Genomic DNA, 24,935 nt, shown 5'->3' on the forward strand with positions numbered 1-24,935 from the left:
GATTCAGCAGGCCGTGCCGCGGTCAACCGAGAGCACAGCTCCGGTCACCGAGGCTGCAGCGTCAGAGGCCAGGTACGCAATCGCGTCGGCGACATCGCTCGGCGGCATGAACCCGTACCGGGCGCCGGCGGTCTCCATCAGCAGCTCCCAATCGAGCTGGGTATCAGCGTGCTCGGCGGCCGCGTTGGTCGGCAGGTCAGTCTGTATGCCGCCAGGGCAGATCGTGTTGACCCGAATGCCATCGGCGGCGAGCTCGAGTGCGAGCGACTTCATCAGCAGGATCACGCCAGCCTTTGAGGCGCAGTAGGCCGCTTGGTACGGCTGGGCGCGCAGACCTGCAATCGAGGCGATCGTGACGATGTTGCCTTTGCTCTCGCGCAGGTGCGGCAGCGCAGCGTGACTCATCAGCATGGGACCAGTCAGGTTCACACCAAGATGGCGCTGCCACGTGGCGAAGTCGAGGTCCTCGAACTTGCGGAACTGGTCGATGCCGGCAACGTTGACCACGATGTCGAGCCCACCTAGGCGCTCGGCCGCCGTCGCGACGGCTGATCGTACGGACGCCTCGTCGCTGACATCGCACGCCAACACGTCACCCGTCGCGTTGAGGTCGACGCCCACTACGGACCCACCCTCGCGCTCGATTAGCTCGACAGTCGCCGCACCAACTCCGCCAGCAGCGCCGGTCACCACCGCTCGCTTGCCCTCAAAACGTCCAGCCACAATTCTCCCCTTCACATTCCCCGACGACGCAACCTAGCAGCCGTTCGACTGGAAGCCGCCTTGGAATCGTTGAATGCTCACACGACGGTCAACCGCCACGTATTCTTGGTCTTGCAAAGACCAACCGTCGTCGCTAGCTCCCTACTCGGAGGACTTGCGCATGGATGCCGCCCACAGCCATGAATCGGCTACTCGCGCCCTGATCGCGTCGGCCGAGCAACTCGACCCGAACAGCCCCGAGTTCTATGACGCCTGTCAGGCACTGATCAAGCAGTCAGCTGGACGACGTTTGGCCATTCGAGCCACCTCAAGCGACGTTCAGAGCGAAGCGCCCTTTCAGCGGCCGAGCCCGGCCTACGAAGGCGAATCAGACAATGCAGCGGTGCAGGAAGCCCGGCGCCGCGAGAGCCAGGTTCGTGTGGAACTCCAGATGCTCCAAACCGAGCTCACCAACGTCAAGGCGCGCTATGCCGACACCATCGATGCACTCGAGGCAGCGTCGGAGCGAGCAAGCCAAGCGCGTATTGAGTTTGGGAACGCTATGGCTGCGATTGCCGAACGCGACGCAGACATCAACGAGATGCGGCAGATCATGGCCGATCAGGATCGTGAGATCAACGAATTGCAGCGCCTCCTGATCCAGGCCGAGGAGGCCCGTATTTCCGACGCCTCGGCAATCCTCGACTCGCTCGACCAGTTCCGCGCCTGACCATCTGCGTTTGCGGGCCCTGACGAGCACAGGCCCATGGCATGATCTCGCCCATGACATACGCCGCCTGGGGGTTCTTCGTTCTGGCTGCCCTGACCGACTGGCACGCCGTGTACCGCGAGAACAAGCGGCTCGAAACGATTGCCAAACCGGCCACGCTGGTCGCCCTCATCCTGGTCGCGCTGTCCCTTGGGGCGAGCGACACATCACCGGGACGCTGGCTGCTGTTTGCACTCGCCTTCGGCCTGGTCGGCGACATCGCCAACCTGGGCGACTCCGAGTCGCGATTCAAGATGGGGCTGGGGACCTTCCTGATCGGCCACCTGGGCTATCTCGTGTGCTTCTCCGAGCTGGGGCTGCCTCGGCCCGGCTGGAGCTGGGCCGTATTCGGCGTCCTCATCCTGTCGATGATCTGGACCCGTGAGGTCACACCCTCGACGCACCGCCAGAGTGGCCTTGCGCTCAGCGCGCCAGTGGTCGCCTACACCCTGGTCATCGCAGGCATGCTGATCCTTGCGTGGTTCACCGGCGATTGGCTGATCGCAGTAGGAGCCGCGGTATTCGTGGTCAGCGACTCGGTGCTCTCTATGAACCGCTTTGTCCGACCAATTCCGCACGCTCAGCTCGCGATCATGACGACGTACCACGTCGGACAGGCGTTGATCGTGGCCGGCGTTCTCGGCTGGACCTGATCGGATCGACATGACCGATGCCGCCGAGCTCACCGAGCAATGGATCGCTGCGTGGGTACACGTACGGGACATCGAGGTGACCGAGCTCGACGGGTGGCCGCTCGTGCATACGCGATCGCGTACGCGCGAGAGCGAACTGATCTGCAGCGACCCCGGTCCTGAGGCGTTCAGCGCTCTGATGCGACACGTCGACGGCGACCCGCGCGCCATGCTCACGGTCATCGCCAAAGACGTGGCGCCGTACGCAGCGCTCACGCTGCCGCCGGGCGTACGCGTCGATCGGGACGACGAGACGCTGATGACGATCCCCCTCGCACCAACGCCGACAGCACACGACGCCGAGTTCACGGCTCGATGGGACCTCGAGGGCAACAGCGTCACGCTGCGGCTGGAGACAGCCGAGAAGGTCGCCTCGGAGGGCACGGTCGGCGTCCTGGGCGACGTCGCCGTGTTTGACGCAGTCGAGACGTCTCCGGGATTTCAGCGTCGTGGGTTGGGATCGTGCGTGATGTCGATGCTCAGCTCCTACGCGCTCGACCACGACGCGAAGACCGGCATCTTGGCCGCGACGGCTCAAGGCAAGGCGATGTACGAGTCGCTCGGGTGGAATGTCGCGCTCGAGATGCGCTCACTCATGGGCGCCTGATCACACGACCGCGCTACGGCGGCACACCTCGTCCCACGGAGTCGGCTCCATGCCGAAATGCGCCCGGGCGGCGCTGTCGTCGAGCAGGTACGGCTTCGTCCACTGGTACGACAGCTGGCGCAGCTCTCGCACGAGTGGCACGACCAGCGACGCGCTGGCGAAGATCGGGCCAGGAATGGCGCTCACCTTGACCGGCGGCTTGCCGATGCTCGCGAGCACATCATTGATCGCCTGCTCTTGAGTGCGCGGCGGGTTGCTGGGTACATGCCACGTACGCCCAAGCGCCGACTCGTCGGCCGCCGCTGCGACCATCAATCTGGCGACGTCGAGCACGTCGGTGAAGACGTGTGGCTGATCCTTGCGGCCAATGACCATCGCCCGCTTGCCCTTGAGCGCCCCTGGGATCTGCCGGGTGACATGTCCGTTGTCACCAACGCCGGTGCCGACGTAGTCGGACCCGCGCACCTCGACCGTGCGAATGCGACCTGCATCGTGCAGGGCCTTCGCGTCGGCCCACATCAATGCGCGCAGGCGTCCCTTGTGGTCGGTCGCCGCGTCAGGCATGTCTTCTCGCATCGGCTCGCTGACCGGCCCATACGGGTAGAGGTTGCCCGTGATCGCGTAGACAGCACCTGTGCGTTCCGCTGCTGTCAGGAATGACTTGGCAAGCGGCGGCCAGAACGTGGCCCAGGTGGTGTAGTCGGCGGGGTTCGCACAGTTGTAGATCACCTCGGCGCCGTCAGCCTTGGCGCTCAGCGCATCGGCGTCGGAGGCGTCCAGCGCGATGTGATCAACCCCGGCAAGGCCCGTGTCGGCGCCCGATCGGGTGGCCACGGTGACCTGCTTGCCTTCGGAGGCGAGTAGCTCGGCGATATGCCGGCCGACTGCGCCAGCACCGATGACGAGATGTGTCACGCGCGGTGTGTGGGAAGTGGGCGGCGTGCACGGCGAGTGATTGCCGTACCGGCGAGCAGGCTGGCCGCTCCCAGGGCTGCGATCAGCGGGGCGTAACGGTCTGCGCCAGTGTCGGGCAGTGCCTCACCCTCTTCAGGATCGACCTCTCCCCCGTCAGAATCGTCGGCTGCATCGTCGGTGTCAGCGTCGCCATCGGTGTCGGCGCCGAGGTCAGCGACGTCTGCGGGCTGATCGGTGTCCACGTCACTCTCGGTATCCGTACCAAAGTCAGCGACATCGGCCGGCTGATCCGTATCGACGTCACTCTCGGTATCCGTACCCAGATCAGCGACATCGGCCGGCTGATCCGTATCGACGTCACTCTCGGTATCCGTACCCAGATCAGCCACATCCGCAGGCTGATCCGTATCGACGTCACTCTCGGTATCCGTACCCAGATCAGCCACATCCGCAGGCTGATCCGTATCGACGTCACTCTCGGTATCGGTGCCCAGATCAGCCACGTCTGCCGGCAGGTCGGTGTCTACGTCGCTCTCTGTGTCAGTACCAAAGTCAGCAACGTCAGCCGGAAGGTCAGCATCGGCATCTGCTGCCGTGTCTGTGTCTGCATCTGTGTCGGTGTCAGCCACATCTGCTGGAGTGTCAACATCCTCGGCCGGCTCGCACGGCGGGAGCGTGCCCTTGAACGGATAGGCGTGCATTTCTTGTCCGGATGCTGTCCCTCCGCCGTGCACGAGGTTGCCGGCGAGCAGAACGCGACCGTTGGTTCCTGGACTGGTGATTGTTGTTGTGCTGGTCGTGGGCCCAACCAGAATCGAGCCGGGGACCTGCGCGGATCCACCAATGGTCGCGGTCGCCGCATTCGGGAAATTCCAGACGAGGCGCGTGTACTCCGGAGTTACTGAGAGAAGCAGCGCCACGTTGAGGAAAACGCCGGGATCGGTGTCCAGCATGTTGATGACGACCGTCGCGCCCTCGGGGACTCCCACGAGGTCAATCGAGACATTTTCACTGCTGGTACCAATGTCGCCGGGAACGTTGAACACCTGCAACATCGAGGCACCATCGCCGGTGAATGTTGCCGTTCCAAATTGAACGTTGACCGTGCCAGTGGCCGTATAGGTCGCAGCGCAGTTGGAGATGCCGGTGATCGTTCCCCGCAGCGATGCGTACGGATCTGTGACTGTGGGACCGCCGTCGATCAACTGGCCATTCGGAGTCAAGTCGAGGCGGTCGCCTTGCGAAATCGTGGTGTCCCCGCCATACGCCAGATTGCCCCAGCGCGTTTCATCGCTGTCGCTTCCACCGAGGTGAATCGTTGAGAGCGGTGAATCCTCGACTGTGATGTCGCCACCGATGACCGCGTGGTCAGAGTCGTTGGGAGGGGTGATGCGCGAGCCCGCGCCGACCACGCCGATGTTGTAGGAGCCAGCGCTCGACTTGGAGACGTCCAGATTCCCCAGGACAACGAGCTTGCCCTCTGACTCGGCCGCACTGGAAACAACATTCATCGAACCGCCGACAAACACGTTGAGGGCCTCGTCTGTGCCGATGAAGTCACCGTTGTTCGGGTTCGGATAGGGCTCAGACGGGCAGCCGCTCCCGATGCAGTCGCCGATCGGATCCGGGAACGCGACCGCCGACAAGGACCACCCCATCGCGACAAGGAGCGTGAACCCACACACAAAGACGACTCGCCGCATACGCAACATCGTTCCGTATCCGCCGCACGTGAGCAATGCCTCACCGTTTGGATGCAGGCGAACGCACGCTAAGCCGGTTCAATGGATACGCACATCGAACTGAGGACCCGCATGCCCCGCATCACTCGCAAGACCTTCGTCGCAGCACCGGCTGAGACCGTATGGAAGCTCGCCGGCGACTTCGCCGAATGGCACCCCAAGCTCCGCATCTATGCCGACGGCCCCGAGGCTTCGCCCGAGCTCGTCGTGACCGTCGTATCACGCGACGAGTCCGAGATGACGCTTTCGTACCACATGCCTGATCCTCCGTTCCCGATCGCAAACCACCGCGCGACGGTCCTCGTCGAAGCCGACAGCGACACGACGTCGTACGTCACCTGGGAAGCCGACTTCACGGCTGACCCGGCCATCCTGCAGCAGCTCGAGGACGATCTCGGCGACGACGTGTTCAAGCTTGCGCTCGACCGCCTGGCAACCACCGCTCAGGATCTCCACGGAGCCCAGCAGATCTCAGCCTGACGTTTAGCTGCGCCATTCCTTGAAGCCGATGACGATCAGGCGCATCTGACGGCGGGCGCCTTCTTTGATCTTCTCCTCGAGGTCGGGACGACCATCCGGCATCTCCACGACCTCCTCGGCGTTCGACACCATGTTGCGGACAAACAGCCGCGACACCATCTGAACGTCTTCGGTGTCCCAATTTTCGATATTGGGCAGGCGGCCGAGAAGTACGGCGAGTTCGCTGACGAATGCCTCCAGCTCGCGGCGAATCGCCTGCTGAACGACGCTCTGCCCACCGAAACGTTCGCGGGCGATGAATCCGAAGTCGGCTTTGTTCTGCTTCACGACGCCAACCAGGATCTCGGCTGACGAGTCGATGATGTTGTCGAAGACTTTTGAATCGCGCTGAGCATCTCGGATCATCGAGCGCAGCGTCATGAAGCATTGCTCGACCAACGCGAGCCCAAGCTCGTCCATTGACTCGAAGTGGCGATAGAACGCGGTCGGCACAATGCCGGCGTGACGAGACACCTGACGCAGGCTGATCTGCGCAAACCCCTGCGTCTGGCTCAATTCAAGAGCCGAGGCGAGGATCGCCTGACGGGTACGTTCTTTCTGCGCCTGGCGGGTTTCCACGGGCACAGAATCTGACATGGCCACAGCCTAACTTCCTGCCTTTCAGTGAACACTCGTACGCAGCGTGCCTCAGGTCACGTGGTTCGTGCTTGCACATGGCCCGAATACCGTGCACTATTTGAGTGTACGCACGTTCACTGAATTTGAGGAGGGCTACAAGATGGGCATCATCCGCAAGGCTCTCGCCTCACGGCCCGTCGCGTCCTTGACCTCCCCCTACACAATCGATCATTACCTCGACCAGATTCACCCCATGCTCGCAGCGGAAAACGTACGCGCGAAGGTCGTCGAGGTCATCCACGAGACTGGCGATGCCAGCACTGTGGTGCTGCGCCCCAACGGCGCCTGGAAGGGCTTCACGCCCGGTCAGCACGTGCAGTTCGGTGTAGAGGTTGATGGCAAGCGCCGTGTACGCGTGTTCTCCGTATCGAGCTCACGCGCCAACAAGAACAAGACTTTCAGCGTTTCGGTCAAGGCACATCCCGACGGTTACGTTTCGCAGTTCCTGCACAACGACCTGAAGCCGGGCACGATCGTTTACCTCTCGCAGGCCGAGGGCGAGTTCGTTCTCCCCCGCGAGACCCCCGACGACGTCCTGCTGATGAGCGGCGGATCCGGCATCACTCCCGTGATGTCGATGATCCGTACGCTCCGCGACTCCGGCCACACCGGCCGCGTCACTTTCCTGCATTACGCCCGGTCGCTTGAGGACGAGATGTTCAGCGGCGAACTCGATGAGATCGCCGCGGCACTCCCCCAGGCGCAGGTCGTCCGCATCTTCACGCGCAAGCCCGCCGAAGGCGCTGAGCTCAAGGGTCGGTTCTCGATCGACCACCTCAAGCATCTCGGCATCGACCCGTCAGAGACGCTCACGTACGTATGTGGCCCCGCAGGCCTCATCGCCAGCGTCCGCGACACCTATGAAGAGCTCGGCGCGACCGAGCAGCTCCGTATGGAGTACTTCAAGGTGCCCAGCGTCGACCTCAACGCAGCCGAGGCCACAGGCACCATCACATTCGACAAAGCCACCATCGAGGCCGACAACTCCGGCCAGACGATTCTCGAACAGGCCGAGGCCGCTGGACTCAAGCCTGAGTTCGGCTGCCGCATGGGCGTCTGCAACACCTGCGTCGTCAAGAAGAACCACGGCGCAGTGCGCCACGTCATCAGCAACGAGATCACTGCCAACACAGACGAGACCATCAAGATCTGTGTGAGCGTCCCCGTCGGCGACGTCAACGTCGCACTCTAGGAGAGGGAGAACCACCCATGTCCAAGACCAAGAACGCACCCATCAAGCCGCACAGCGCGCGCAACCACAACGCTGCCCCGCTGTCACTGATCGACCCCACCAGCGACAAGCAGGCCACCATCGGTCTCGAATACATGACGTACGACCAGCTGGAGGACTTCGGCAACGAGCTCAACGCCGTACGCCAGCGCGTGCTCGACGACCTCGGCCAGAAGGACGCTGACTACATCCGCCGCGTCATCAAGGTGCAGCGCGCCTCTGAGGTGCTGGGCCGCATCGGCATCTTCATGCCGTTCTTCCCGCCCGCGTTCATCGCCGGCATCCTGTTCCTCGGCCTGGCCAAGATCCTCGACAACATGGAGATCGGCCACAACATCATGCACGGCCAGTACGACTGGATGAACGATCCGATGATCGACGCCAGCCGCTTCGAGTGGGACAACATCGCCCCCTCGCAGGACTGGAAGCACGGCCACAACTACATCCACCACACGTACACCAACATCCACGGCATGGACCGCGACATCGGCTACAACATGTTCCGCATCGACGAGGACCAGCCTTGGTACGCGTCGCACCGGTTCAACCTGCCGCTCGCGTTCATCCTGATGCTCGTGTTCGAGTGGGGAATCATGTACCACGGTGTCGAGCTCGACCAGTACCTCCAGGGCAAGATCACCAAGGAAGACTTCCAGGGCCGCCGCAAGCGCGCCATGAAGAAGATCCGCAAGCAGGTCTTCAAGGACTACGTCGCGTGGCCCGTCATGGGTATCGCTCTCGTCCCGTTCACCGGTTGGTGGGCGCCCGTCGCGATCCTCGTTGCCAACGTCGTTGCCAACGTCATCCGCAACATCTGGTCCTTCATCATCATCTTCTGCGGTCACTTCCCGGCTGAGGTCCAGACCTTCGCTGAAGAGGACGCCAAGAACGAGAACCGCGGCCAGTGGTACCTCCGCCAGCTGCTTGGCTCGGCCAACATCTCCGGCCACAAGCCGTTCCACATCCTCACCGGCAACCTGAGCCACCAGATCGAGCACCACCTGTTCCCGGACATCCCGGCTCGCCGCTACCCCGAGGTTGCGGAGGACGTGAAGCTGCTCGTCGAGAAGTACGGCTTGCAGTACAACACCGGTCGCCTGTCGAAGCAGATGTTCTCGGTCATCCGTCAGCTCGCGAAGCTGGCCAAGAAGCCGAGCGATCCGCTCAAGATCGGCAACAGCCCGGAGTCGAAGGCTCTGCGTCGCGCAAAGCGGGAGGAAGCCGCACGTCGCGCCGAGGAAGTTCGTACGCCACAATTGACCTCATAGTCGAGTCCGACCGAGAGGCAACCCGATGGCGTTGAGCAGGCGCGAGATCGCCAAGGACGTGTTCCAGCAGTCCGTAGAAGCAGCCATCGCAACTGGCGGTCATGTGGCGGCGATCCTGTTCGAAGGCGCTCGCAAAATCACGACTGAGCTCGGCGCGTTCGGCACGGAGATCTTTGAGATCACCGAGTCGAGCCGCAGAGCCGGCGAAGACGCCGAGAAGACCAATCCGGACAACGGCTAGCCACGAACTACTGGCATGAGCCCAGACACGCCCCGACGCCGCGTAGCCGTCATCGGATCGGGGGTGTCCGGCCTGACTGCCGCGTACGTCCTCCGCAAGACCCATGACGTCACGGTTTTCGAGGCCGATGACCGCATCGGCGGGCATGCGCATACGCACACCGTCACGGACCCAGGTGCCACGCATCGGGTCGACAGCGGCTTCATCGTCCACAACGACCGCACCTATCCCCTGCTGCGTCGCCTGTTCGCCGAGCTCGATGTCGAGGTCCATGCGACCGAGATGAGCATGAGCATCCACTGCGACGGCTGCGGGCTCGAGTACGCCGGAGGGCGCGGCGGCAAGGGCGTGTTCGCGCAGAAGCGCCGCGCTGCCGACCCGCGTTATCTCGCGATGCTGCTCGGCGTGAAGAAGTTTGGCCGCCTGGCCCAGCAGCTCCTCGACGCCGACGAGTCCGCTGACGAGCCGCAGACGTACGGCGACTTCCTCCGCATCCACGGTTTCTCCGAATTCTTCATCTCGCACTACGCCATCCCGGTCGTCTCGTGCGTCTGGTCCTCGGGCCACGACGACGCGCTTTCATACCCGGCGCGCTATCTCTTCGAGTTCCTCAAGCACCACGGCTTCCTGTCGATCAAGGGCTCGCCGCAGTGGTTCACCGTGTCGGGCGGCTCGGGCACCTACATCGACAAGGTCACCGCAGCGGTCGGCGACGTACGCGCATCGACCGGGATCAAGTCGATCACCCGCAAGCCCGACAGCATCGAGCTCATCGACGCTGCCGGCACCCTGCATCAGGCCGATGCCGTGGTCATCGCGACTCACGCCGACGATGCCCTGGCCCTGCTCACCGATCCGACCGACGATGAGCGCCGCGTGCTGGGTGCGTTCGAGTATTCGCACAACGAGACTCTGCTGCACCGCGACGACTCCCAGCTGCCAAACGCGGCGGGCGCGCAGTCATCGTGGAACTATCGGATGGACGACTGCGCGCAACGAAGTGACCGGACGGCGGTGACCTACTGGATGAACCGACTTCAAGGCATCGATAGCACCGAACCGTTTCTCGTCACACTCAACGCGTCCGAGCGCATCGACTCGTCCAAGGTCGTTGCGAAGATGGACTACACACACCCGATTTACACCCCGGAGTCCGTGGCTGCCCAGGGCGAGCTCAAGGGCCTCTTCACCGATCGCACGGTGTTTGCTGGCGCCTATCACGGCTGGGGATTCCATGAGGACGGCTGCCGCTCAGGCGTCGATGCAGCTCTGGCGTTGGGCACTGCATGGTGAGTCCCACGCTCCCCGTCCTGCCGGCCCTTGTTGAAGGCACGGTAGGACATACGCGTCGTGGACCCATCCGTCATCGCTTCACCAACCGCGTCTACCAATGGCTCGTCGATGTAGACGAGCTGCCGCGTATGAACCGCGCACTGCGCCCGTTCTCGTCGTTCAGGGCCGCCGACCACATCGGCGACCCCGACGACACGATCCGCGCCAACATCGAGCGCTTCTGCAAGGCCAACGAAGTCGACATCAGCGGTCACCGCGTGCTGATGCTCGCCAACGCCCGCGTGCTCGGCCATACCTTCGACCCCCTCAGCGTGTTTTGGGCGATCGCGCCCAACGGCTCGCTGCGCTGCATCGTCGCCGAGGTGCACAACACGTACGGCGAGCGCCACGCCTACCTCTTGGAGACCGACGACGCCGGCAAGGCGACGGTCGACAAGGAGTTCTACGTGTCGCCGTTCTTCACCGTCGATGGCCGCTACGACCTGCAGTTCACGCTGACGCCTGAGTCCGTGTCGTCGACCGTGATCCTGCGCCAGGGCGGCGAAGCGGTCTTCAGTGCGACGTTCCGCGGTACGCCTCGCCCCGCCACACCAGGCCGCCTCAGCAAACTCCTCATAAAGATGCCGCTCATCACCCATCGCACAAGCCTTCTGATCCGAATACACGGTGTATGGCTCTGGATCCGCAGATTGCCGGTCATCACGCGACCGGCTCACACACCGCAGGAAGGCACGCAATGACTGAGTTCGCCACAGCCCGTTGGCCCGGCATCGCGCACACCCCACGTACCCCCGCCAAGGCACGCATCGCCAAGGCAATTCTCAAGCCCACGATCAACCGCGTACCCGTCCGGTTGACGATGGCCAACGGCACCCGCTGGGGTGCGGGCGACGACAGCTCCCCCGAGATGCGCGTCGTGCGCCCTCGTGCCTTCTTTGCCCGACTCGGCGCTGACACCAAGATCGGCTTTGGCGAGGCCTACATGGCCGGCGACTGGACCACCGGCGACGGCACCGACCTCGCCGACCTGCTGACACCGTTCGCCGAGCGCCTCACCACGATCGTGCCGGTACCACTGCAGAAGTTCCGGGTCTTCGTCGACAAGAAGCTCCCGCACCACCAGCGCAATTCCGTCAAGGGTTCGCAGAAGAACATCGAGGCACACTACGACCTCTCCAACGAGCTGTTCTCGCAGTTCCTCGATCCGTCGATGAACTACTCGTCAGCCTGGTTCGAGGGCAACGAGACCCTCGAAGAGGCGCAGATGCGCAAGATCGACGCGGTCCTCGACGACGCACACGTCGGCAACGGCACCCGCATGCTGGAGATCGGCAGCGGATGGGGCTCCCTCGCGATCCGCGCAGCCCAGCGCGGCGCCAAGGTCACCACGATCACGATCTCCAAGGAGCAGGCTGCCCTCGCCGAGGAGCGGTTCGCCGAGGCCGGCGTCGACGTCGACCTCCAGCTCGTCGACTACCGCGAGGTCACCGGCGAGTACGACGCGATCGTCAGCGTCGAGATGATCGAAGCGGTCGGCGAAGAGTTCTGGCCGACGTACTTCCAGACCATCGACAAGCTGCTCGCACCCGGCGGCCACGTTGCCATTCAGGCGATCACGATGGATCACCATCGCTACCTTGCAACCCGTAACTCATACGGGTGGATCCAGAAGTACATCTTCCCCGGCGGACTCCTCCCCTCGCTGACTGCCGTCGACCAGGTGCTGGCTGAGCACACGACGCTCGCCGTCACCAATCAGCGACCACTCGGCAAGCACTACGCCCGCACGCTGAAGCAGTGGCGCGAAAACTTCAACGCCAACTGGTCGACCATCAACGCCCAGGGCTTCGACGAGACCTTCCGTCGCATGTGGGAGTTCTATCTCGCCTACTGCGAAGCGGGATTCAGCACGGGCTACATCAACGTCCACCAGGTCGCCATGTCGCGTCCTTCGGAGGGCTGAGCCATGGCGAGCATCACTCGGCTCCCGATGCCGATCCAAGACACGTGGGAGTGGCAGTACGAAGGTGCCTGCCGCGAGACCAATCCCGAGACGTTCTTCTCACCCGACGCCGAGCGTGGACCCCGCCGGCGTCGGCGTGAGGCTGCAGCGAAGGCGCTGTGCGCGGTGTGCCCCGTACGTCAGGCGTGTCTCGAACACGCCTTGGCTGTACGCGAGCCGTATGGCGTCTGGGGCGGTCTAAACATCAACGAGCGAGAGATGATCATCGCCAACCGCAAAGCCGGCTAGCTCACTCCTGCGCGGCGGGGGTCGGTTTGTCTCGGCCTGGGGACATGGCCGTGATGAGTAGTGCCAGCGACCCAAGGAAGAAGATCACCGGCGGCAGGAGAATCGGTGTGAGGTCGATGCCGTCTTCCGTTGAGTCACTGAATCGGGCATCGGCCAGCAATGCCGCCACAGCGAAGGCTGCGACTAACGGCACTCGGGCCCAGCTGGATCTGAACGCTGCAATGACTGCGAATGCGCACGCGGCAACTCCGGCGCCCCCGACGAGGTTGTCGAACGTGCTGTAGTCGAAGTGCGATGTGTCCGCGCCGACCACCCATGCCACCATCGCCGCGACCATCACGCCGCCGCAGAAAATTCCGGCAGTCCTCCTGCTTCGCATGCCCGAACCGTACCGGCACTCCGTGGGGGTATCGGGGACTCACTCGTAGAAGATGCGCTCTACTACTTTTCTCGCCAGTCGGGTGGTGCGGAGGTAGTCGTCGACCATGCGTTCGCTCTGGTCCATGCCGTAACCAAGTAGATGAGCCACGCCGGCGCGGTCTGCGCCCTGCTCGACCATCGACTCGGCTGGTTTGCCGCGCATCAGTACGACAGCGTTGCGGATGCGACTGACGAGTCGCCAGGCGTTCTCGAGTGTGGTCGCATCCTCATGGCTGATCAGATCAGCCTTGAGTGCCGCGTGGAGCGCCTTGAGGGTGCGAGTCGTACGCATGTCAGGGATCGCGTTGGCGTGCTGCATCTGAAGCAGCTGAACGGTCCACTCAACGTCGGCGAGCCCGCCACGGCCGAGCTTGAGGTGCGTATTGGGATTGGCGCCACGCGGCAGACGCTCCGAGTCGATGCGAGCCTTGATGCGACGGATCTCGCGTACCTCGTCGGACGTCGTACCGCCCTCGGGCCAACGCAAGGGATCGATCAAAGCAGTGAAACGGGCGGACAACTCCTCGTCGCCGATCACGGCGTTCGCACGGAGAAGCGCTTGGGCCTCCCAGACGGCTGACCACTTCTCGTAGTACGCCGCGTAAGCGGCAAACGTACGGACGAGCGGGCCATTCTTGCCTTCGGGACGCAGCTCGGCGTCGACCTCGAGCGGCGGATCGTCCGACGGCGCAGCGAGCATTTTGCGCAGACCAACCGCCACCGCGGTCGCAGCCTCGGATGCTTCGGTCTCGTCAGCACCTGGCAGCGGGTCGTGCACGAACATCACGTCGGCGTCCGAGGCATATCCAGCCTCGCCACCACCGAGTCGTCCCATCAGCACGATCGCCATACGCGTCGGCATCGTTCCGCGCTCGGCTTCGACGGCGGCAGTTGCCACCTTCAAAGCTCCAGACAACGTGGCGACCGAAATGTCAGTCAGCGCCTCGCCAACCTCGAGGATGTCGAGACGACCGAGGACGTCGGCGATGCCGATACGAGAGAGTTCGCGGCGTCGTACGCGACGCACGGCCCGGATCGCGTCGACCGGGTCGCTGTGCCGTTCGGCGGCGATGTCCATTTCGCTGCGGAGACGCTCGATGGACCGCGGTACGAGCTCGGCGTCGTCACCCAGCAGTGCGACCGAGTCGGGTGCGCGGAGGATCAGGTCGGTGACATAGCGGCTTGAGCCGAGTACGCGAGCGAGTTGCTCAGCGCCTTCGCCCTCGTCGCGGAGCTTGCGGAGATACCAGTGCGTCTCGCCAAGCCCCTCGGAGATCTTGCGGAAGGCCAGCAGCCCGGCCTCGGGATCCGGCGTCTCAGCAAGCCAGGCCAGCATCGCCGGCAGGAGTGCCTTCTGGATCGACGCTCGCCGTGAGACACCCGAGGTCAGCGCCTCGATGTGCTTCAGCGCGCCCTTCGGGTCGACGAAGCCGAGTGCCGTCATGCGCTGCTCAGCCGCAAGCGGCGTCAGACGCAGGCCATCGGTTGGCAAGGACGCAACGGCCTCGAGCAGCGGTTGGTAGAACAACTTCTCGTGCAACCGTCGTACGAGGCGCCGATGCGCCTGCCATTCCTTGGTCAGGTTCTCGGCGGGATTGTGGCGGAATCCCATGCTGCGACCGATGCGGCGGAGGTCCTCGGGATCGTCCGGGACGGTGTGGCCACGGCGTAGCCGGAACAGCTGGATGCGGTGCTCCAACGTTCGGAGGAATTCGTACGCCTCCTCCATCGCCGCACCATCGCGACGCCCGACGTACCCACCCTCGGTCAGCGCCCTCAGCGCTTCGAGAGTCGTGGGGCTGCGGAGCGAAGGGTCGGCGCGGCCGTGGACGAGCTGCAAGAGCTGGACGGCGAACTCGACATCGCGGAGTCCGCCCGGACCGAGCTTGAGCTCACGGTCGCGCTGGTTCGCAGGGAGGTTGTCGATGACACGGCGACGCATGGCACGTACGTCCGTCACGAAATTCTCGCGAGTGCTGGCCATCCAGATCATTGGCGACAGCGCGTCGATGTACGCCTGGCCGAGCGCTTTGTCACCGGCAGCGAACCGTGCCTTCAGTAGCGCCTGGAACTCCCAGGTCGTCGCCCAACGCTCGTAATACGCGACATGGCTCGCCAGCGAACGTACGAGCGGACCGTCCTTGCCCTCGGGCCGGAGGTTGGCGTCGACCTCCCAGATGGTGCCCTCGCCAGTGTGTTCGCGGCACAGCTTCATCGTCGCGGCGGCCAAGCGAGTCGCTGCGGCAGCGGCCTCGTGGTCGTCGGCGCCGTCGCACGCCTCGTACACGAAGATCACGTCGACATCGCTGAGATAGTTCAGCTCGTGACCGCCAGTCTTGCCCATCGCCATGATCGCGAACTTGCAGAGCCCGTCGTCCTTCTCGTCGACGCGGGCGATCTGCAGCGCGGCACCGAGGGTCGCCACAGCGAGGTCGGAGAGCTCGGCCGAAGAATCCTCGAAGCCGGTCAAAGCCGTGAGGTCGCGGGCAGCGAGGTGCAGAAGTTTTCGGTAGTAGTTGACGCGCAGTTCGTCGGCATTCGTCGCGGTCGACATCTGCGAGCGGCGCAGGTCGAGGGAAATCGGCGCGTTCGACAGCTCTTTGCTGCTGAGGTCACTGATGAACTCGGGATGCCTCGCCACGAACTCGCCGAGCGCCTCGCTGGTGCCGAGTACGACCAGCAGTCGCTGACGCAGCTCGTCGTCCTTCGCAAGCTGCTTGAGCAGCTTGGGCGCGCCCATACGATCAGCGATCGCCGCGAGCGACGAGAGCGCAATGTCAGGACCCGCGACGCTGGCGATCTGGTCGATCAGTTCGTCGGGCGCGTCACCGAGGCGTTCGAGGTTGGCGACGGCCAGATCACCATTGCGGAATCCCTTGCGCGCAAGCGCCTGGGCGTACTCCGCTGTGTGACTGGCCACCTGAGCAGGCTACGACCTGCTCAGAGCATCGGCATCATGCGGTCGATCTCAAACTGCGTGACCTGCGAGCGGTAGTCCTGCCATTCCGCACGCTTGTTGCGCAGGAAAAAGTCGAATACGTGCTCACCCAGCGTCTCGGCCACGAGCTCGCTGGTCTCCATCGTGCGGATCGCCTCGTCGAGGTTGCGCGGCAATGGAGCAATGCCCATCGCCTTGCGCTCGTTCTCGCTCAACGACCAGACGTCGTCCTCGGCCTCGGGCGGGAGTTCGTACTTCTCCTCGATGCCCTTGAGTCCAGCAGCCAGCACCAGCGCGAACGCGAGGTACGGGTTGCAGGCCGAGTCGATGGCGCGGTGCTCAATGCGTGCCGAGTTGCCCTTGTGCGGCTTGTACATCGGGATGCGGATGAGCGCCGATCGGTTGTTGTGGCCCCAGCAGACATAGTTGGGTGCTTCTCCCCCGCCGGCGAGGCGCTTGTAGGAGTTGACCCACTGGTTGGTGACCGCGGTGATCTCTGGCGTGTGGCGCAGGACGCCGGCGACGAACGCGCGACCCGTCTTGGAGAGCCCGTACTCAGCACCGGCCTCGTGGAAGGCGTTCTCGTCACCCTCAAACAGCGAGACGTGCGTATGCATGCCCGAGCCCGGGTGGTCGGTGAACGGCTTGGGCATGAACGACGCCCACTTGTCCTGCGACAGAGCAACCTCACGTACGACAGTGCGGAACGTCATGATGTTGTCGGCCGTCGAGAGCGCATCGGCATAGCGGAGGTCGATCTCCTGCTGGCCGGGGCCGCCCTCGTGGTGGCTGAACTCGACCGAGATGCCCATGTTCTCGAGCATCGTGATGACTTCGCGACGGAAGTCCTGGCCGCCGCCCTGAGCCGTGTGGTCGAAGTAGCCGCTGTCGTCGACGGGGATGGGACGGTCGCCGACGTCGGGCTTGCCCTTGAACAGGAAGAATTCGATCTCGGGGTGTGTGTAGAACGTGAACCCGGCCTCGGAGGCCTTCTGCAGCGTGCGCTTGAGGACGTGGCGCGGATCCGCGTACGACGGCGAGCCGTCGGGCATGAGGATGTCGCAGAACATACGTCCCGTCGCCGGCGTCTCGCCGCGCCACGGGAGGATCTGGAACGTCGAGGGATCAGGGCGCGCCAGCATGTCGGCCTCGTGCACGCGCGCGAAGCCCTCGATGGCCGAGCCGTCGAAGCCAATTCCCTCGGCAAACGCGCCTTCGAGCTCAGCTGGAGCGATCGCCACGGACTTCAGTGATCCGAGCACATCGGTGAACCACAGACGTACAAATTTCACGTCCCGCTCATCGAGCGCGCGCAGCACAAAGTCTTCCTGTTTTCCCATGTAGCCAGTGTGACGACCACGTGTTACGAGCATGTTTCGTCGAGACCGAGGAGCGCTAGCGACGAGCGTCGAGGCGGGTTGAGCGTGCCGCGGCGAAGCCGCCAGGAAGGTCGAATCCTCGGGAGATCACCGCCCAGCGCGAGCATCTCGGCGCACGAGGTTTCGATACGCCCTCGTTCCTCGGGCTACTCAACCACCGAGGAAATTCGGCCCCGATACGCTGCATATGTGCCCCAATTGCGCCTCGCTCTTGCCCAGGTCAACGCCACGGTCGGCGATCTCGTCGGCAATGCCGATCTCGTCGTCGAGCACTGCAAGGCGGCTGTCGATCAGGGCGTCCACCTCGTCGTCTTCCCGGAGATGATGCTGACGGGCTACCCGCTCGAAGACCTCGCGATGCGCCTGTCGCTGATCGAAGCGTCCAAAGCGGGCATCGAAGCGCTCGCCGTACGACTGAAGGACGAAGGCTGCGGCGACCTCGTCGCGATGGTCGGCTACCTCGACCAGAAGCCCGACGTCCTCGACGCACCCGGCATCCCCAAGAACGCACCGCAGAACAACGTCGCTGTGATCCACGACGGTGCGATCGTCGCGCGCCAGGCCAAGCACCACCTTTGGAACTACGGCGTGGGCGATGAGATCCGCAACTTCGTTGCCGGCGACACGATCAACGTCGTGCAGATCGGCGGCATCGACGTTGCCCTCGCAATCTGCGAAGACCTCTGGCGCGACGGCCCGTCTGCCGCGGCCAAGGCTGCTGACGCCGCACTGCTCGTCGTGCCGAACGGTTCGCCGTACGAAGCAGACAAGGACGACGTGCGCCTCGCGCTTTGCGCGCGCAGGGCTGCCGAGGGCGACTGCGTACTGGCGTATGTGAATCTCGTCGGCGGACAGGACGAGCTCGTCTTCGACGGCGACTCGATCGTCGTCGACGCGAGCGGCACCGTGCTGGGTCGTTCAGGACAGTTCGACCCCGAGCTGCTCGTGGTCGACCTCGAGCTCCCCGCGGCTACCGCGACGATGCCGAGCGACGATGAACGGTTTGGCGGGCTCAAGATCAAGCGCACGATCATCACGTCCGAACCATTCGCCGCGTACGAACCGCTGCCGACCGCGCAGGCCGAACGCCTGAGCCGCAACGAGGAGATCTACACCGCTCTCGTCACGGGTCTCCGTGACTACGTGCACAAGAACGGTTTCCAGTCCGTGCTGTTCGGTATGTCCGGCGGCATCGACTCGACGCTCGTCGCGGCGATTGCCGTCGACGCACTCGGCCCGGAGAACGTCAACGGCATCTCCAACCCCAGCGCCTGGTCGAGTGAGCACTCCAAGTCCGATGCTGCCGAGATGGCGAAACGTACGGGCCTCTCGCTGGACACGATCCCGATCGCGCCGATCTTCGACAGCTATCAGGAGTCGCTGCACCTCACCGGCCTCGCCGAGGAGAACCTGCAGGCTCGCATCCGCGCCGTGATCTGGATGGGACTGTCCAACCAGCACGGTCACCTCGTACTCGCCTGCGGCAACAAGTCCGAGCTCGCGACGGGCTACTCGACGATCTATGGCGATGCGGTTGGTGCGTACGCACCGATCAAAGACGTGCCCAAGACGCTCGTGTGGGAGCTCGCCCGCTGGCGCAACGAGATCGCCGTCGAGCGCGGCGAGACACCTCCGATCCCCGAAGCCACGATCAGCAAGCCGCCGTCGGCCGAGCTTCGTCCGGGTCAGCTCGACTCGGACTCGCTGCCTCCGTACGACCTGCTCGACGCGGTCCTGGATGCGTACGTCGAGCGCGATCTCGGCTCCGCTGCAGTCATCGCGGAGGGCCACGATCCCGCCCTGGTGCACCGCGTCGTGACGCTGGTCGACAGGGCGGAATACAAGCGCCGGCAGTACCCGCCGGGACCCAAGGTTTCGCGCCGAAACTTTGGCCGCGATCGCCGCGTACCGATCACCCATCGCTGGCGCGAGGACGTGTAACCAGCCTCACGTACGCGTACGGGGGCCACTGCGCTCAGGATCTGGCAGTCTGGAGGAGTCCGTGGACTCCGTAAGGAGCTGCGAGAAGGAGAAATCATGACCACCCCTGAAGAGACCGCGCCCTACGGCTCGGGAGCTGCAGCAGCAGCGCCGACCACTCGCAAGCGCATCCGCACTCATCACCTGCAGCAACTCAAGGAGCAGGGCGAGAAGTGGACGATGCTGACGGCGTACGACCAGTACACCGCCGCGATCTTCGACGACGCCGGAGTCGAGGTGCTGCTGGTCGGCGACTCGGCCTCCAACAACGTCTACGGCAACGAGACCTCGTTGCCCGTCACGGTTGACGAGCTGATCCCCCTCGTACGCGCCGTGGCCCGCTCCGCCAAGAGCGCGCTCGTACTGGCCGACCTGCCGTTTGGTTCCTACCAGGGCTCACCTGAGCAGGCTTTCCACACGGCCGTCCGCTTCATGAAGGAAGCCAACGCCCACGCGGTGAAGCTTGAGGGCGGACTCGCGATGGTCCCCCAGGTCAAGCTGCTGACGGACGCCGGAATCCCCGTATGCGCTCACATCGGCTTCACGCCTCAGTCCGAGCACAACCTCGGTGGCTACCGAGTGCAGGGCCGTGGCGATGACGCCGCACGCATGGTCGAGGAAGCCAAAGCCCTCGAGGCCGCAGGTGCGTTCGCGATCGTCATGGAAATGGTCCCGTCCCCCGTCGCCGCCGAGGTCACCAAGGCACTACGCATCCCGACCGTCGGAATCGGTGCTGGCATCGACTGCGACGCCCAGGTGCTCGTCTGGCAGGACATGCTCGGACTCAACTCCGGCAAGACCGCCCGCTTCGTCAAGAAGTACGCCAACCTGCACAGCGTCATGCTCGACGCCACCAAGCAGTACGTGTCCGACGTCAAGGAAGGCGCCTTTCCCGCAGCTGAGCACAGCTTCGAGAGCTGACGCCGGCCTCACAGGTTCACCAGCGCCGTGATCGCGAGGGCGATGCCGACGACGTAGTTGCCTGTCGCGCTGAGGTCGCGCAAGGGACCGTGCTCTGCGAGCGACTTCGTGGTGAGCATCCCGCCGGCGTGGAGCACGCGTACGACAACGGCAGCAACTGCGAGGGACTCGAGCCACCAGCCGCTGGTGAGAGTCGAGCAGACGATGATCAGGATCGCCAGCATCGGGATGTACTCAGCGGCGTTGCCGTGTGCCCGGATCGCGATGAACAGGCGATCCGTCGGATCCTTCGACATCTGCGGACCACCGTTCTTGCCGCGTATCGCGCGGAGTCGGGTGACGTTCGCACCCAACAGGAAGATGAGCAGGCCGAGCAGGGCAATGCAGATGATGATCAGGTCAGACATGGGAGAACCCTTTCGTTGATGAACAGGCGACGCATGATTGCGCCGCTGAGGTCTGTGCCCAGGAGGGCGTCGGTCTTGTGCATGCCACCGGGGCAGGTCACGTTGATCTCGATCAGCTGGCCATCGATGACGTCGAGGCCAGCGAGGATGATTCCCGCCTGCCTCAGCGAGGGCGCCAAAGTCGCGACGATCTCTTCGTCGCGGGCATCCACATCAGCTGGTGCGGACGGCGGCCCGATCCGGAAATCCGTACGCGATGGGCTGCGCATAACCGAGCCGATGATCTCGCCATCAAGCACGAAGAGGCGCTTATTGCCCTCCTCGACCGACGGGAGGTAGCGCTGCACGATCACGTGCCGCTGACCGCCCTGTGTGGCCGATTCGATAAGCGACGCGACATTGGGGTCGTCGTGCCGGAGCAGCCATACGTCGATGCCCGCAAATCCGTCGACCGGCTTCACAACTGCAGCACCATGCTCGGCGACGAAGCCGTCTATGACTCGCTGACAGGACGCGACAGTGGTGGGCGGGATCAGCTCCGGGAATCGCAGCGCGAACATCTTCTCCTGGATCTGGAGGATCCCGTCTGGACGGTTGGCAACGAGCACACCAGCAGCCGACGCGACATCGAGCAGGTGCAGCGTGTTCTGGTAACGGCTCCTCACGGGTGGATCGAGGCGCATCAGGGCTACCGAGACCTCTTCGGCGACGTCGATGATGCGACGCTCTTCCACGTCGAACCACTCAGGCTCGACTGCCCAACGATGATCGCCATGTCGGCTGCGGGGCCGCATGGTGATCCGCGTTGCCCGGCTCACGAGGCGGCCGTCAATGACCGCGAGGTCTTCGGGCTGGCACACCCACACGGACTCGCCCAGCTCCTGGCACGCAGCCATCAAGCCGATGCTGCTGTCGATCTCCGGATCGAGCCCAGCGAGCGGGTCGGTCACGAACAGGGCGCTCATGCCGCACCCACCCGCGTACGAGCTCCAGCGATCCTCATCAGCTCGCGTCCGCGGTCCGCGAGCAAGTGCGGTGCATACGCTGCCTCGTGCCAGCGCTCGGCCTGTCGCTCCGGACCAGCGAGCAGAGCCAGCGCGGCGCGACGTCGGTCGGCGTCGTGCAGAAGGTTCGCCAGCACTGACACAACACGTCCGATGAGATGGTCTGGCTGTACGTCGAGGTAGCGGACCTCAAGGTAGTGACCACGTGGACGTACAGGCGGGAACAGTGTTGAGAGGTGCTCAGCCTCGGAGGTGAAGCGCGCCGCACCGGCAGCAAAGTCCGCGTACGCCGCAACCGGGTCCGTGCCGAGCAGGCGACCATCGAAAGCCGTGCGCGTCGGGTCGACCTCGAGCCAGATCGCGAGCCGGCTGTCCAACTGAGTTGAGGTGGAAAAGGCAGCCGCGAGGTAAGGACCGGCGAGCTGAGCCAGCCGCCACTGCTCGAGGCCTGCTGCGCCCGATGCCCAGTCCAGGCAAACCTGGGTAGACGCGGTGAGTCGCATCATCCGACGACCGGCAGGGCCGACCTCGTCGAAGCGGTCCTGCATCGCGAGGTAGCGCGGGCGATCCAACTGGAGCGGTACGGCGTGCACGCCACGCGGATCGACGGCAACTGCCTCGAGCTCGACACCCACTCGGGTGCAGTCTGCACGAAGGGACGTGAGGTCTCGCCGTACGAGCGCTTCCAGCTCACCGGGAGAAGCTGCGGTTGGGAAGCTCAGCTCGACCTGTCCCCCGGGCTCGAACGCGAGATACGGCGCGTACTGAGCGCCCACCGTCGCGGCCGCGACTCGCTCGATCCGTGGGACAGATCCATCGACAACATCGCGAGAAACGAGCTCATGCTCGACGGCAACCTTGGTCGTCGAGCGACCAACACGGGACGGAAAAAGCCCTTCGACCTGCGGTGTGTCCATCATGAGAGCCATGGCTCCTCCTGATAAGGTAAGGTTACCTGACGATAATAGGAAGGTGACCTTACCGTGTCAAGACTTGAGGGCAGACCGGATCATGAACCGCTGATCGCGGTCGTCGAGCATGCCGCGCGCCGACTGCAGGACGACATGGTCGCCGAGGGCCGATCTCGAGGATTCCCTGAGCTCCGACTCGCCCACAACGCTCTGTTCAGCACGCTAAGCAAACCCGAAGGTGAGCGCTCTTCAGATCTCGCCGCACGCGCCCGCATCACCAAGCAGGCGATGGGCGAGGTTATCCGCGAGCTCGTCGACCTCGGAATCCTCGAGATGACACCCGATCCCGAGGACCGCAGAGCCAAGCTCGTGACCTACACGAAGAAGGGTCGCGAGTTTGCCCGCGGCGGATTCGGGCACATCCTCGACGTCGAGCAGTCGCTCATCGGACTGGTCGGCCAGGAGGCCTTTGACACGGCCATCGCGGTGCTCGGCCGCATCCCAGAGGCTCTCGCACACATCTCCCCTGCCGAATCACCCGCTTAGGGGCTCCAACCCCACCACTGGGCGCCGATCAACGACAAGCAGGCCCAGGCGACCAGTCCGACAACTGGGACAACCATCGTCAGCTTGGGCTTTGGCTTGGCCCACTTGGCAACGAGCCACACCTGCGGGATCAAGAAAGACATGGCCAGCACGATCCCCCAGATCGGCGCATACAAGCCCGTCGAGATCGAGCACCACAAAACCATCAGCAGCCCGACAATCGCGATCCACGGACCAGACCGCTCGAGGTTGAGTTTCCCCGTGCGGCGACGCTTGCGCGCCATCACTTGTCGTCTGCCGCCTTGTCAGGTTCTGTGTCGTTCCAGAGCGGGTCTTCGTCCCACGCCTTCGTACGTTCCGCAGCGATCTCGAGAGCACGCGCGGCCTTCTCGGCCGAGTCGTACGGACCAAGCCGATCGGCGGGCCTGCAACCCTCCTGCGGCTCCACCTCGCGATGCACCATGCAGAAGTACCACTTCTCGTCATCAGCCATGTTTGCGAGGCTACTAAACTCGCCGGGTGAACGTACTCATGGCTGGTCGACTGTCCCCTGAGCGAGCCGTACCCAGCTCCATCGAGCGACCGGAGTACGTCGGCCAGATCGCGCCGCTCCCCTATCGCGGATCTTTCGTACGCGACGACGCCACGATCGAAGCCATGCGCATCGCTGGACGCATTGCTGCTCAGGCACTCGACGCTGTGGAGGCAGCCATCGCTCCCGGCGTCACCACGGACGAGCTCGACGCCGTTGGTCACGAGTTCCTGATCGCGAATGGCGCGTACCCCTCGACACTTGGCTACCGCGGCTACCCGAAGTCGCTGTGCAGCAGCGTGAACGAAGTCATCTGCCACGGCATCCCCGACGATCGCCCCCTCGAGGACGGCGACATCGTCAACATCGACATCACCGCATACCTCGGCGAGGTGCACGGCGACACCAACAAGACCTACCTCGTAGGAAATGTCGACCAGGAGTCACGTCTGCTGGTCGAGCGCACCGAGGAAGCACTCATGCGTGCGATCCGGGCAGTGAAGCCAGGCCGCCAGATCAACGTCATCGGCCGCGTGATCGAGACGTACGCAGCCCGGTTCGGCTACGGCGTCGTACGCGAGTTCACCGGACACGGCGTTGGACCGGCGTTCCACGACGGGCTCGTCATTCCGCACTACGACGACCCGGCCGCCGACACCGTAATTCTGCCGGGCATGACGTTCACCATCGAACCGATGCTGACGCTCGGCAGCGTCGAATGGGACATGTGGGACGACGGTTGGACCGCGACCACTCAGGACAAGTCACGCACGGCACAGTTCGAGCACACTCTGCTCGTCACCAAGGACGGCGCGGAGATCCTGACAACTACGGCTTGATGTTCCTGACGATGTACGCGACCACGAGGCCAATCGCGACGCCGAACAGCGCGTCGATCAGGAAGTGGTCCATGAACAAGCCAATGGTTCCACCGACCAACATGCCGAGGCCTGCGCCGACGGCGTAACTGAATCGGGCTGGCGGCACGTGTTGCTCGTGTTCTTCGCTCATGACCGGCAGCGTAGCCG

At 64.0% G+C, this 24,935-nt stretch carries 28 protein-coding genes; 15 read left to right on the forward strand and 13 right to left on the reverse strand.

Annotated elements, in window-relative coordinates; translation table 11 throughout:
- Window positions 1-3 precede the first annotated feature (3 nt).
- Entirely contained in the window at window positions 4-723 is a 720-nt protein-coding gene (locus J2X11_RS10545; protein ID WP_309970479.1) for an SDR family oxidoreductase, read from the reverse strand.
- A 160-nt stretch (window positions 724-883) separates the two neighbouring features.
- On the opposite strand from J2X11_RS10545, the gene J2X11_RS10550 reads away from it, so the two are divergent.
- Genes J2X11_RS10550 through J2X11_RS10560 form a run of 3 tightly spaced genes read left to right on the forward strand, consistent with a single transcriptional unit; the run spans window position 884 to window position 2,770 of the window.
- A complete protein-coding gene (locus J2X11_RS10550; protein ID WP_309970482.1) occupies window positions 884-1,432 on the forward strand; it encodes a hypothetical protein in 549 nt (182 codons plus the stop codon).
- A gap of 53 nt (window positions 1,433-1,485) precedes the next feature.
- Window positions 1,486-2,124, forward strand: coding sequence for a lysoplasmalogenase (locus J2X11_RS10555; RefSeq protein WP_309970485.1), 639 nt, complete (start codon window positions 1,486-1,488; stop codon window positions 2,122-2,124).
- A 10-nt stretch (window positions 2,125-2,134) separates the two neighbouring features.
- On the forward strand, window positions 2,135-2,770 hold the full coding sequence (locus tag J2X11_RS10560; protein ID WP_309970487.1) for a hypothetical protein: 636 nt from the start codon (window positions 2,135-2,137) through the stop codon (window positions 2,768-2,770).
- Here J2X11_RS10560 and J2X11_RS10565 read toward each other — a convergent pair whose 3' ends face one another.
- Window positions 2,771-3,685: an NAD-dependent epimerase/dehydratase family protein gene (locus J2X11_RS10565; protein WP_309970490.1), complete on the reverse strand. Its 915-nt coding sequence runs from the start codon at window positions 3,683-3,685 to the stop codon at window positions 2,771-2,773.
- On the reverse strand, window positions 3,682-5,388 hold the full coding sequence (locus tag J2X11_RS10570; RefSeq protein WP_309970492.1) for a choice-of-anchor A family protein: 1,707 nt from the start codon (window positions 5,386-5,388) through the stop codon (window positions 3,682-3,684). Before J2X11_RS10570 ends, J2X11_RS10565 begins: the two co-directional genes overlap by 4 nt.
- Before the next feature lie 111 nt (window positions 5,389-5,499).
- Between J2X11_RS10570 and J2X11_RS10575 the strand changes: the two genes are divergently transcribed.
- Window positions 5,500-5,907, forward strand: coding sequence for an SRPBCC family protein (locus J2X11_RS10575; RefSeq protein ID WP_309970495.1), 408 nt, complete (start codon window positions 5,500-5,502; stop codon window positions 5,905-5,907).
- A 3-nt stretch (window positions 5,908-5,910) separates the two neighbouring features.
- On the opposite strand, the gene J2X11_RS10580 is transcribed toward J2X11_RS10575, so the two are convergent.
- Window positions 5,911-6,543, reverse strand: coding sequence for a TetR family transcriptional regulator (locus J2X11_RS10580; protein ID WP_309970497.1), 633 nt, complete (start codon window positions 6,541-6,543; stop codon window positions 5,911-5,913).
- Window positions 6,544-6,643: 100 nt separating this feature from the next.
- Between J2X11_RS10580 and J2X11_RS10585 the strand changes: the two genes are divergently transcribed.
- From J2X11_RS10585 to J2X11_RS10615, 7 genes are read left to right on the forward strand one after another with little or no spacing between them, the layout of a single operon-like run.
- Entirely contained in the window at window positions 6,644-7,777 is a 1,134-nt protein-coding gene (locus J2X11_RS10585; protein ID WP_309970499.1) for a ferredoxin reductase, read from the forward strand.
- Between the two features lie 17 nt (window positions 7,778-7,794).
- Window positions 7,795-9,084, forward strand: a complete 1,290-nt coding sequence (locus J2X11_RS10590) for a fatty acid desaturase family protein (protein ID WP_309970502.1) — start codon at window positions 7,795-7,797, stop codon at window positions 9,082-9,084.
- Between the two features lie 25 nt (window positions 9,085-9,109).
- Window positions 9,110-9,325 (forward strand): hypothetical protein, encoded by a 216-nt coding sequence (locus J2X11_RS10595; protein ID WP_309970505.1) that lies wholly within the window; start codon window positions 9,110-9,112, stop codon window positions 9,323-9,325.
- Window positions 9,326-9,340: 15 nt separating this feature from the next.
- Complete coding sequence (locus J2X11_RS10600; RefSeq protein WP_309970508.1) at window positions 9,341-10,618, forward strand: NAD(P)/FAD-dependent oxidoreductase; 1,278 nt, start codon at window positions 9,341-9,343, stop codon at window positions 10,616-10,618.
- Window positions 10,612-11,358: a DUF1365 domain-containing protein gene (locus J2X11_RS10605; RefSeq protein WP_309970512.1), complete on the forward strand. Its 747-nt coding sequence runs from the start codon at window positions 10,612-10,614 to the stop codon at window positions 11,356-11,358. Before J2X11_RS10600 ends, J2X11_RS10605 begins: the two co-directional genes overlap by 7 nt.
- Window positions 11,355-12,581, forward strand: a complete 1,227-nt coding sequence (locus J2X11_RS10610) for a cyclopropane-fatty-acyl-phospholipid synthase family protein (RefSeq protein ID WP_309970516.1) — start codon at window positions 11,355-11,357, stop codon at window positions 12,579-12,581. Before J2X11_RS10605 ends, J2X11_RS10610 begins: the two co-directional genes overlap by 4 nt.
- A 3-nt stretch (window positions 12,582-12,584) precedes the next feature.
- Complete coding sequence (locus J2X11_RS10615; RefSeq protein WP_309970519.1) at window positions 12,585-12,869, forward strand: WhiB family transcriptional regulator; 285 nt, start codon at window positions 12,585-12,587, stop codon at window positions 12,867-12,869.
- Window position 12,870: 1 nt separating this feature from the next.
- Here the strand turns inward: J2X11_RS10615 and J2X11_RS10620 are convergent, their stop codons facing one another.
- The 3 genes from J2X11_RS10620 to glnA are packed head-to-tail and all read right to left on the reverse strand — an operon-like array spanning window position 12,871 to window position 17,567.
- Window positions 12,871-13,248 (reverse strand): hypothetical protein, encoded by a 378-nt coding sequence (locus J2X11_RS10620; RefSeq protein ID WP_309970522.1) that lies wholly within the window; start codon window positions 13,246-13,248, stop codon window positions 12,871-12,873.
- Window positions 13,249-13,287: 39 nt separating this feature from the next.
- Entirely contained in the window at window positions 13,288-16,209 is a 2,922-nt protein-coding gene (locus tag J2X11_RS10625; protein WP_309970523.1) for a bifunctional [glutamine synthetase] adenylyltransferase/[glutamine synthetase]-adenylyl-L-tyrosine phosphorylase, read from the reverse strand.
- Between the two features lie 20 nt (window positions 16,210-16,229).
- Window positions 16,230-17,567, reverse strand: coding sequence for a type I glutamate--ammonia ligase (gene glnA / locus J2X11_RS10630; protein ID WP_309970525.1), 1,338 nt, complete (start codon window positions 17,565-17,567; stop codon window positions 16,230-16,232).
- Window positions 17,568-17,795: 228 nt separating this feature from the next.
- Between glnA and J2X11_RS10635 the strand changes: the two genes are divergently transcribed.
- Both J2X11_RS10635 and panB read left to right on the forward strand, forming a co-directional pair.
- A complete protein-coding gene (locus J2X11_RS10635; protein WP_309970529.1) occupies window positions 17,796-19,547 on the forward strand; it encodes an NAD+ synthase in 1,752 nt (583 codons plus the stop codon).
- A gap of 96 nt (window positions 19,548-19,643) precedes the next feature.
- On the forward strand, window positions 19,644-20,507 hold the full coding sequence (gene panB / locus J2X11_RS10640; protein WP_309970532.1) for a 3-methyl-2-oxobutanoate hydroxymethyltransferase: 864 nt from the start codon (window positions 19,644-19,646) through the stop codon (window positions 20,505-20,507).
- A gap of 8 nt (window positions 20,508-20,515) precedes the next feature.
- Here the strand turns inward: panB and J2X11_RS10645 are convergent, their stop codons facing one another.
- Genes J2X11_RS10645 through J2X11_RS10655 form a run of 3 tightly spaced genes read right to left on the reverse strand, consistent with a single transcriptional unit; the run spans window position 20,516 to window position 22,847 of the window.
- Window positions 20,516-20,914 (reverse strand): MAPEG family protein, encoded by a 399-nt coding sequence (locus tag J2X11_RS10645; protein ID WP_309970535.1) that lies wholly within the window; start codon window positions 20,912-20,914, stop codon window positions 20,516-20,518.
- Entirely contained in the window at window positions 20,902-21,879 is a 978-nt protein-coding gene (locus J2X11_RS10650) for an ATP-grasp domain-containing protein (protein ID WP_309970538.1), read from the reverse strand. The genes J2X11_RS10645 and J2X11_RS10650 overlap by 13 nt, the downstream gene beginning before the upstream one ends.
- Window positions 21,876-22,847 (reverse strand): glutamate-cysteine ligase family protein, encoded by a 972-nt coding sequence (locus tag J2X11_RS10655; protein ID WP_309970541.1) that lies wholly within the window; start codon window positions 22,845-22,847, stop codon window positions 21,876-21,878. The genes J2X11_RS10650 and J2X11_RS10655 overlap by 4 nt, the downstream gene beginning before the upstream one ends.
- A 54-nt stretch (window positions 22,848-22,901) precedes the next feature.
- Here J2X11_RS10655 and J2X11_RS10660 point away from each other — a divergent pair, with 54 nt between their 5' ends.
- Window positions 22,902-23,375 (forward strand): MarR family winged helix-turn-helix transcriptional regulator, encoded by a 474-nt coding sequence (locus J2X11_RS10660; RefSeq protein WP_309970543.1) that lies wholly within the window; start codon window positions 22,902-22,904, stop codon window positions 23,373-23,375.
- On the opposite strand, the gene J2X11_RS10665 is transcribed toward J2X11_RS10660, so the two are convergent.
- Both J2X11_RS10665 and J2X11_RS10670 read right to left on the reverse strand, forming a co-directional pair.
- Complete coding sequence (locus J2X11_RS10665; protein WP_309970547.1) at window positions 23,372-23,659, reverse strand: hypothetical protein; 288 nt, start codon at window positions 23,657-23,659, stop codon at window positions 23,372-23,374. The genes J2X11_RS10660 and J2X11_RS10665 overlap by 4 nt on opposite strands.
- The gene (locus J2X11_RS10670) at window positions 23,659-23,868 is read right to left on the reverse strand and encodes a hypothetical protein (RefSeq protein ID WP_309970550.1); all 210 of its coding nucleotides are present in this window, start codon (window positions 23,866-23,868) and stop codon (window positions 23,659-23,661) included. Before J2X11_RS10670 ends, J2X11_RS10665 begins: the two co-directional genes overlap by 1 nt.
- Window positions 23,869-23,906: 38 nt before the next feature.
- Between J2X11_RS10670 and map the strand changes: the two genes are divergently transcribed.
- Complete coding sequence (gene map, locus J2X11_RS10675) at window positions 23,907-24,746, forward strand: type I methionyl aminopeptidase (RefSeq protein WP_309972349.1); 840 nt, start codon at window positions 23,907-23,909, stop codon at window positions 24,744-24,746.
- Here the strand turns inward: map and J2X11_RS10680 are convergent.
- Window positions 24,736-24,918, reverse strand: coding sequence for a hypothetical protein (locus J2X11_RS10680; RefSeq protein WP_309970553.1), 183 nt, complete (start codon window positions 24,916-24,918; stop codon window positions 24,736-24,738). The genes map and J2X11_RS10680 overlap by 11 nt on opposite strands.
- Window positions 24,919-24,935: the final 17 nt, after the last annotated feature.

This window comes from Aeromicrobium panaciterrae (assembly GCF_031457275.1).
Classification (GTDB): domain Bacteria; phylum Actinomycetota; class Actinomycetes; order Propionibacteriales; family Nocardioidaceae; genus Aeromicrobium; species Aeromicrobium panaciterrae_A.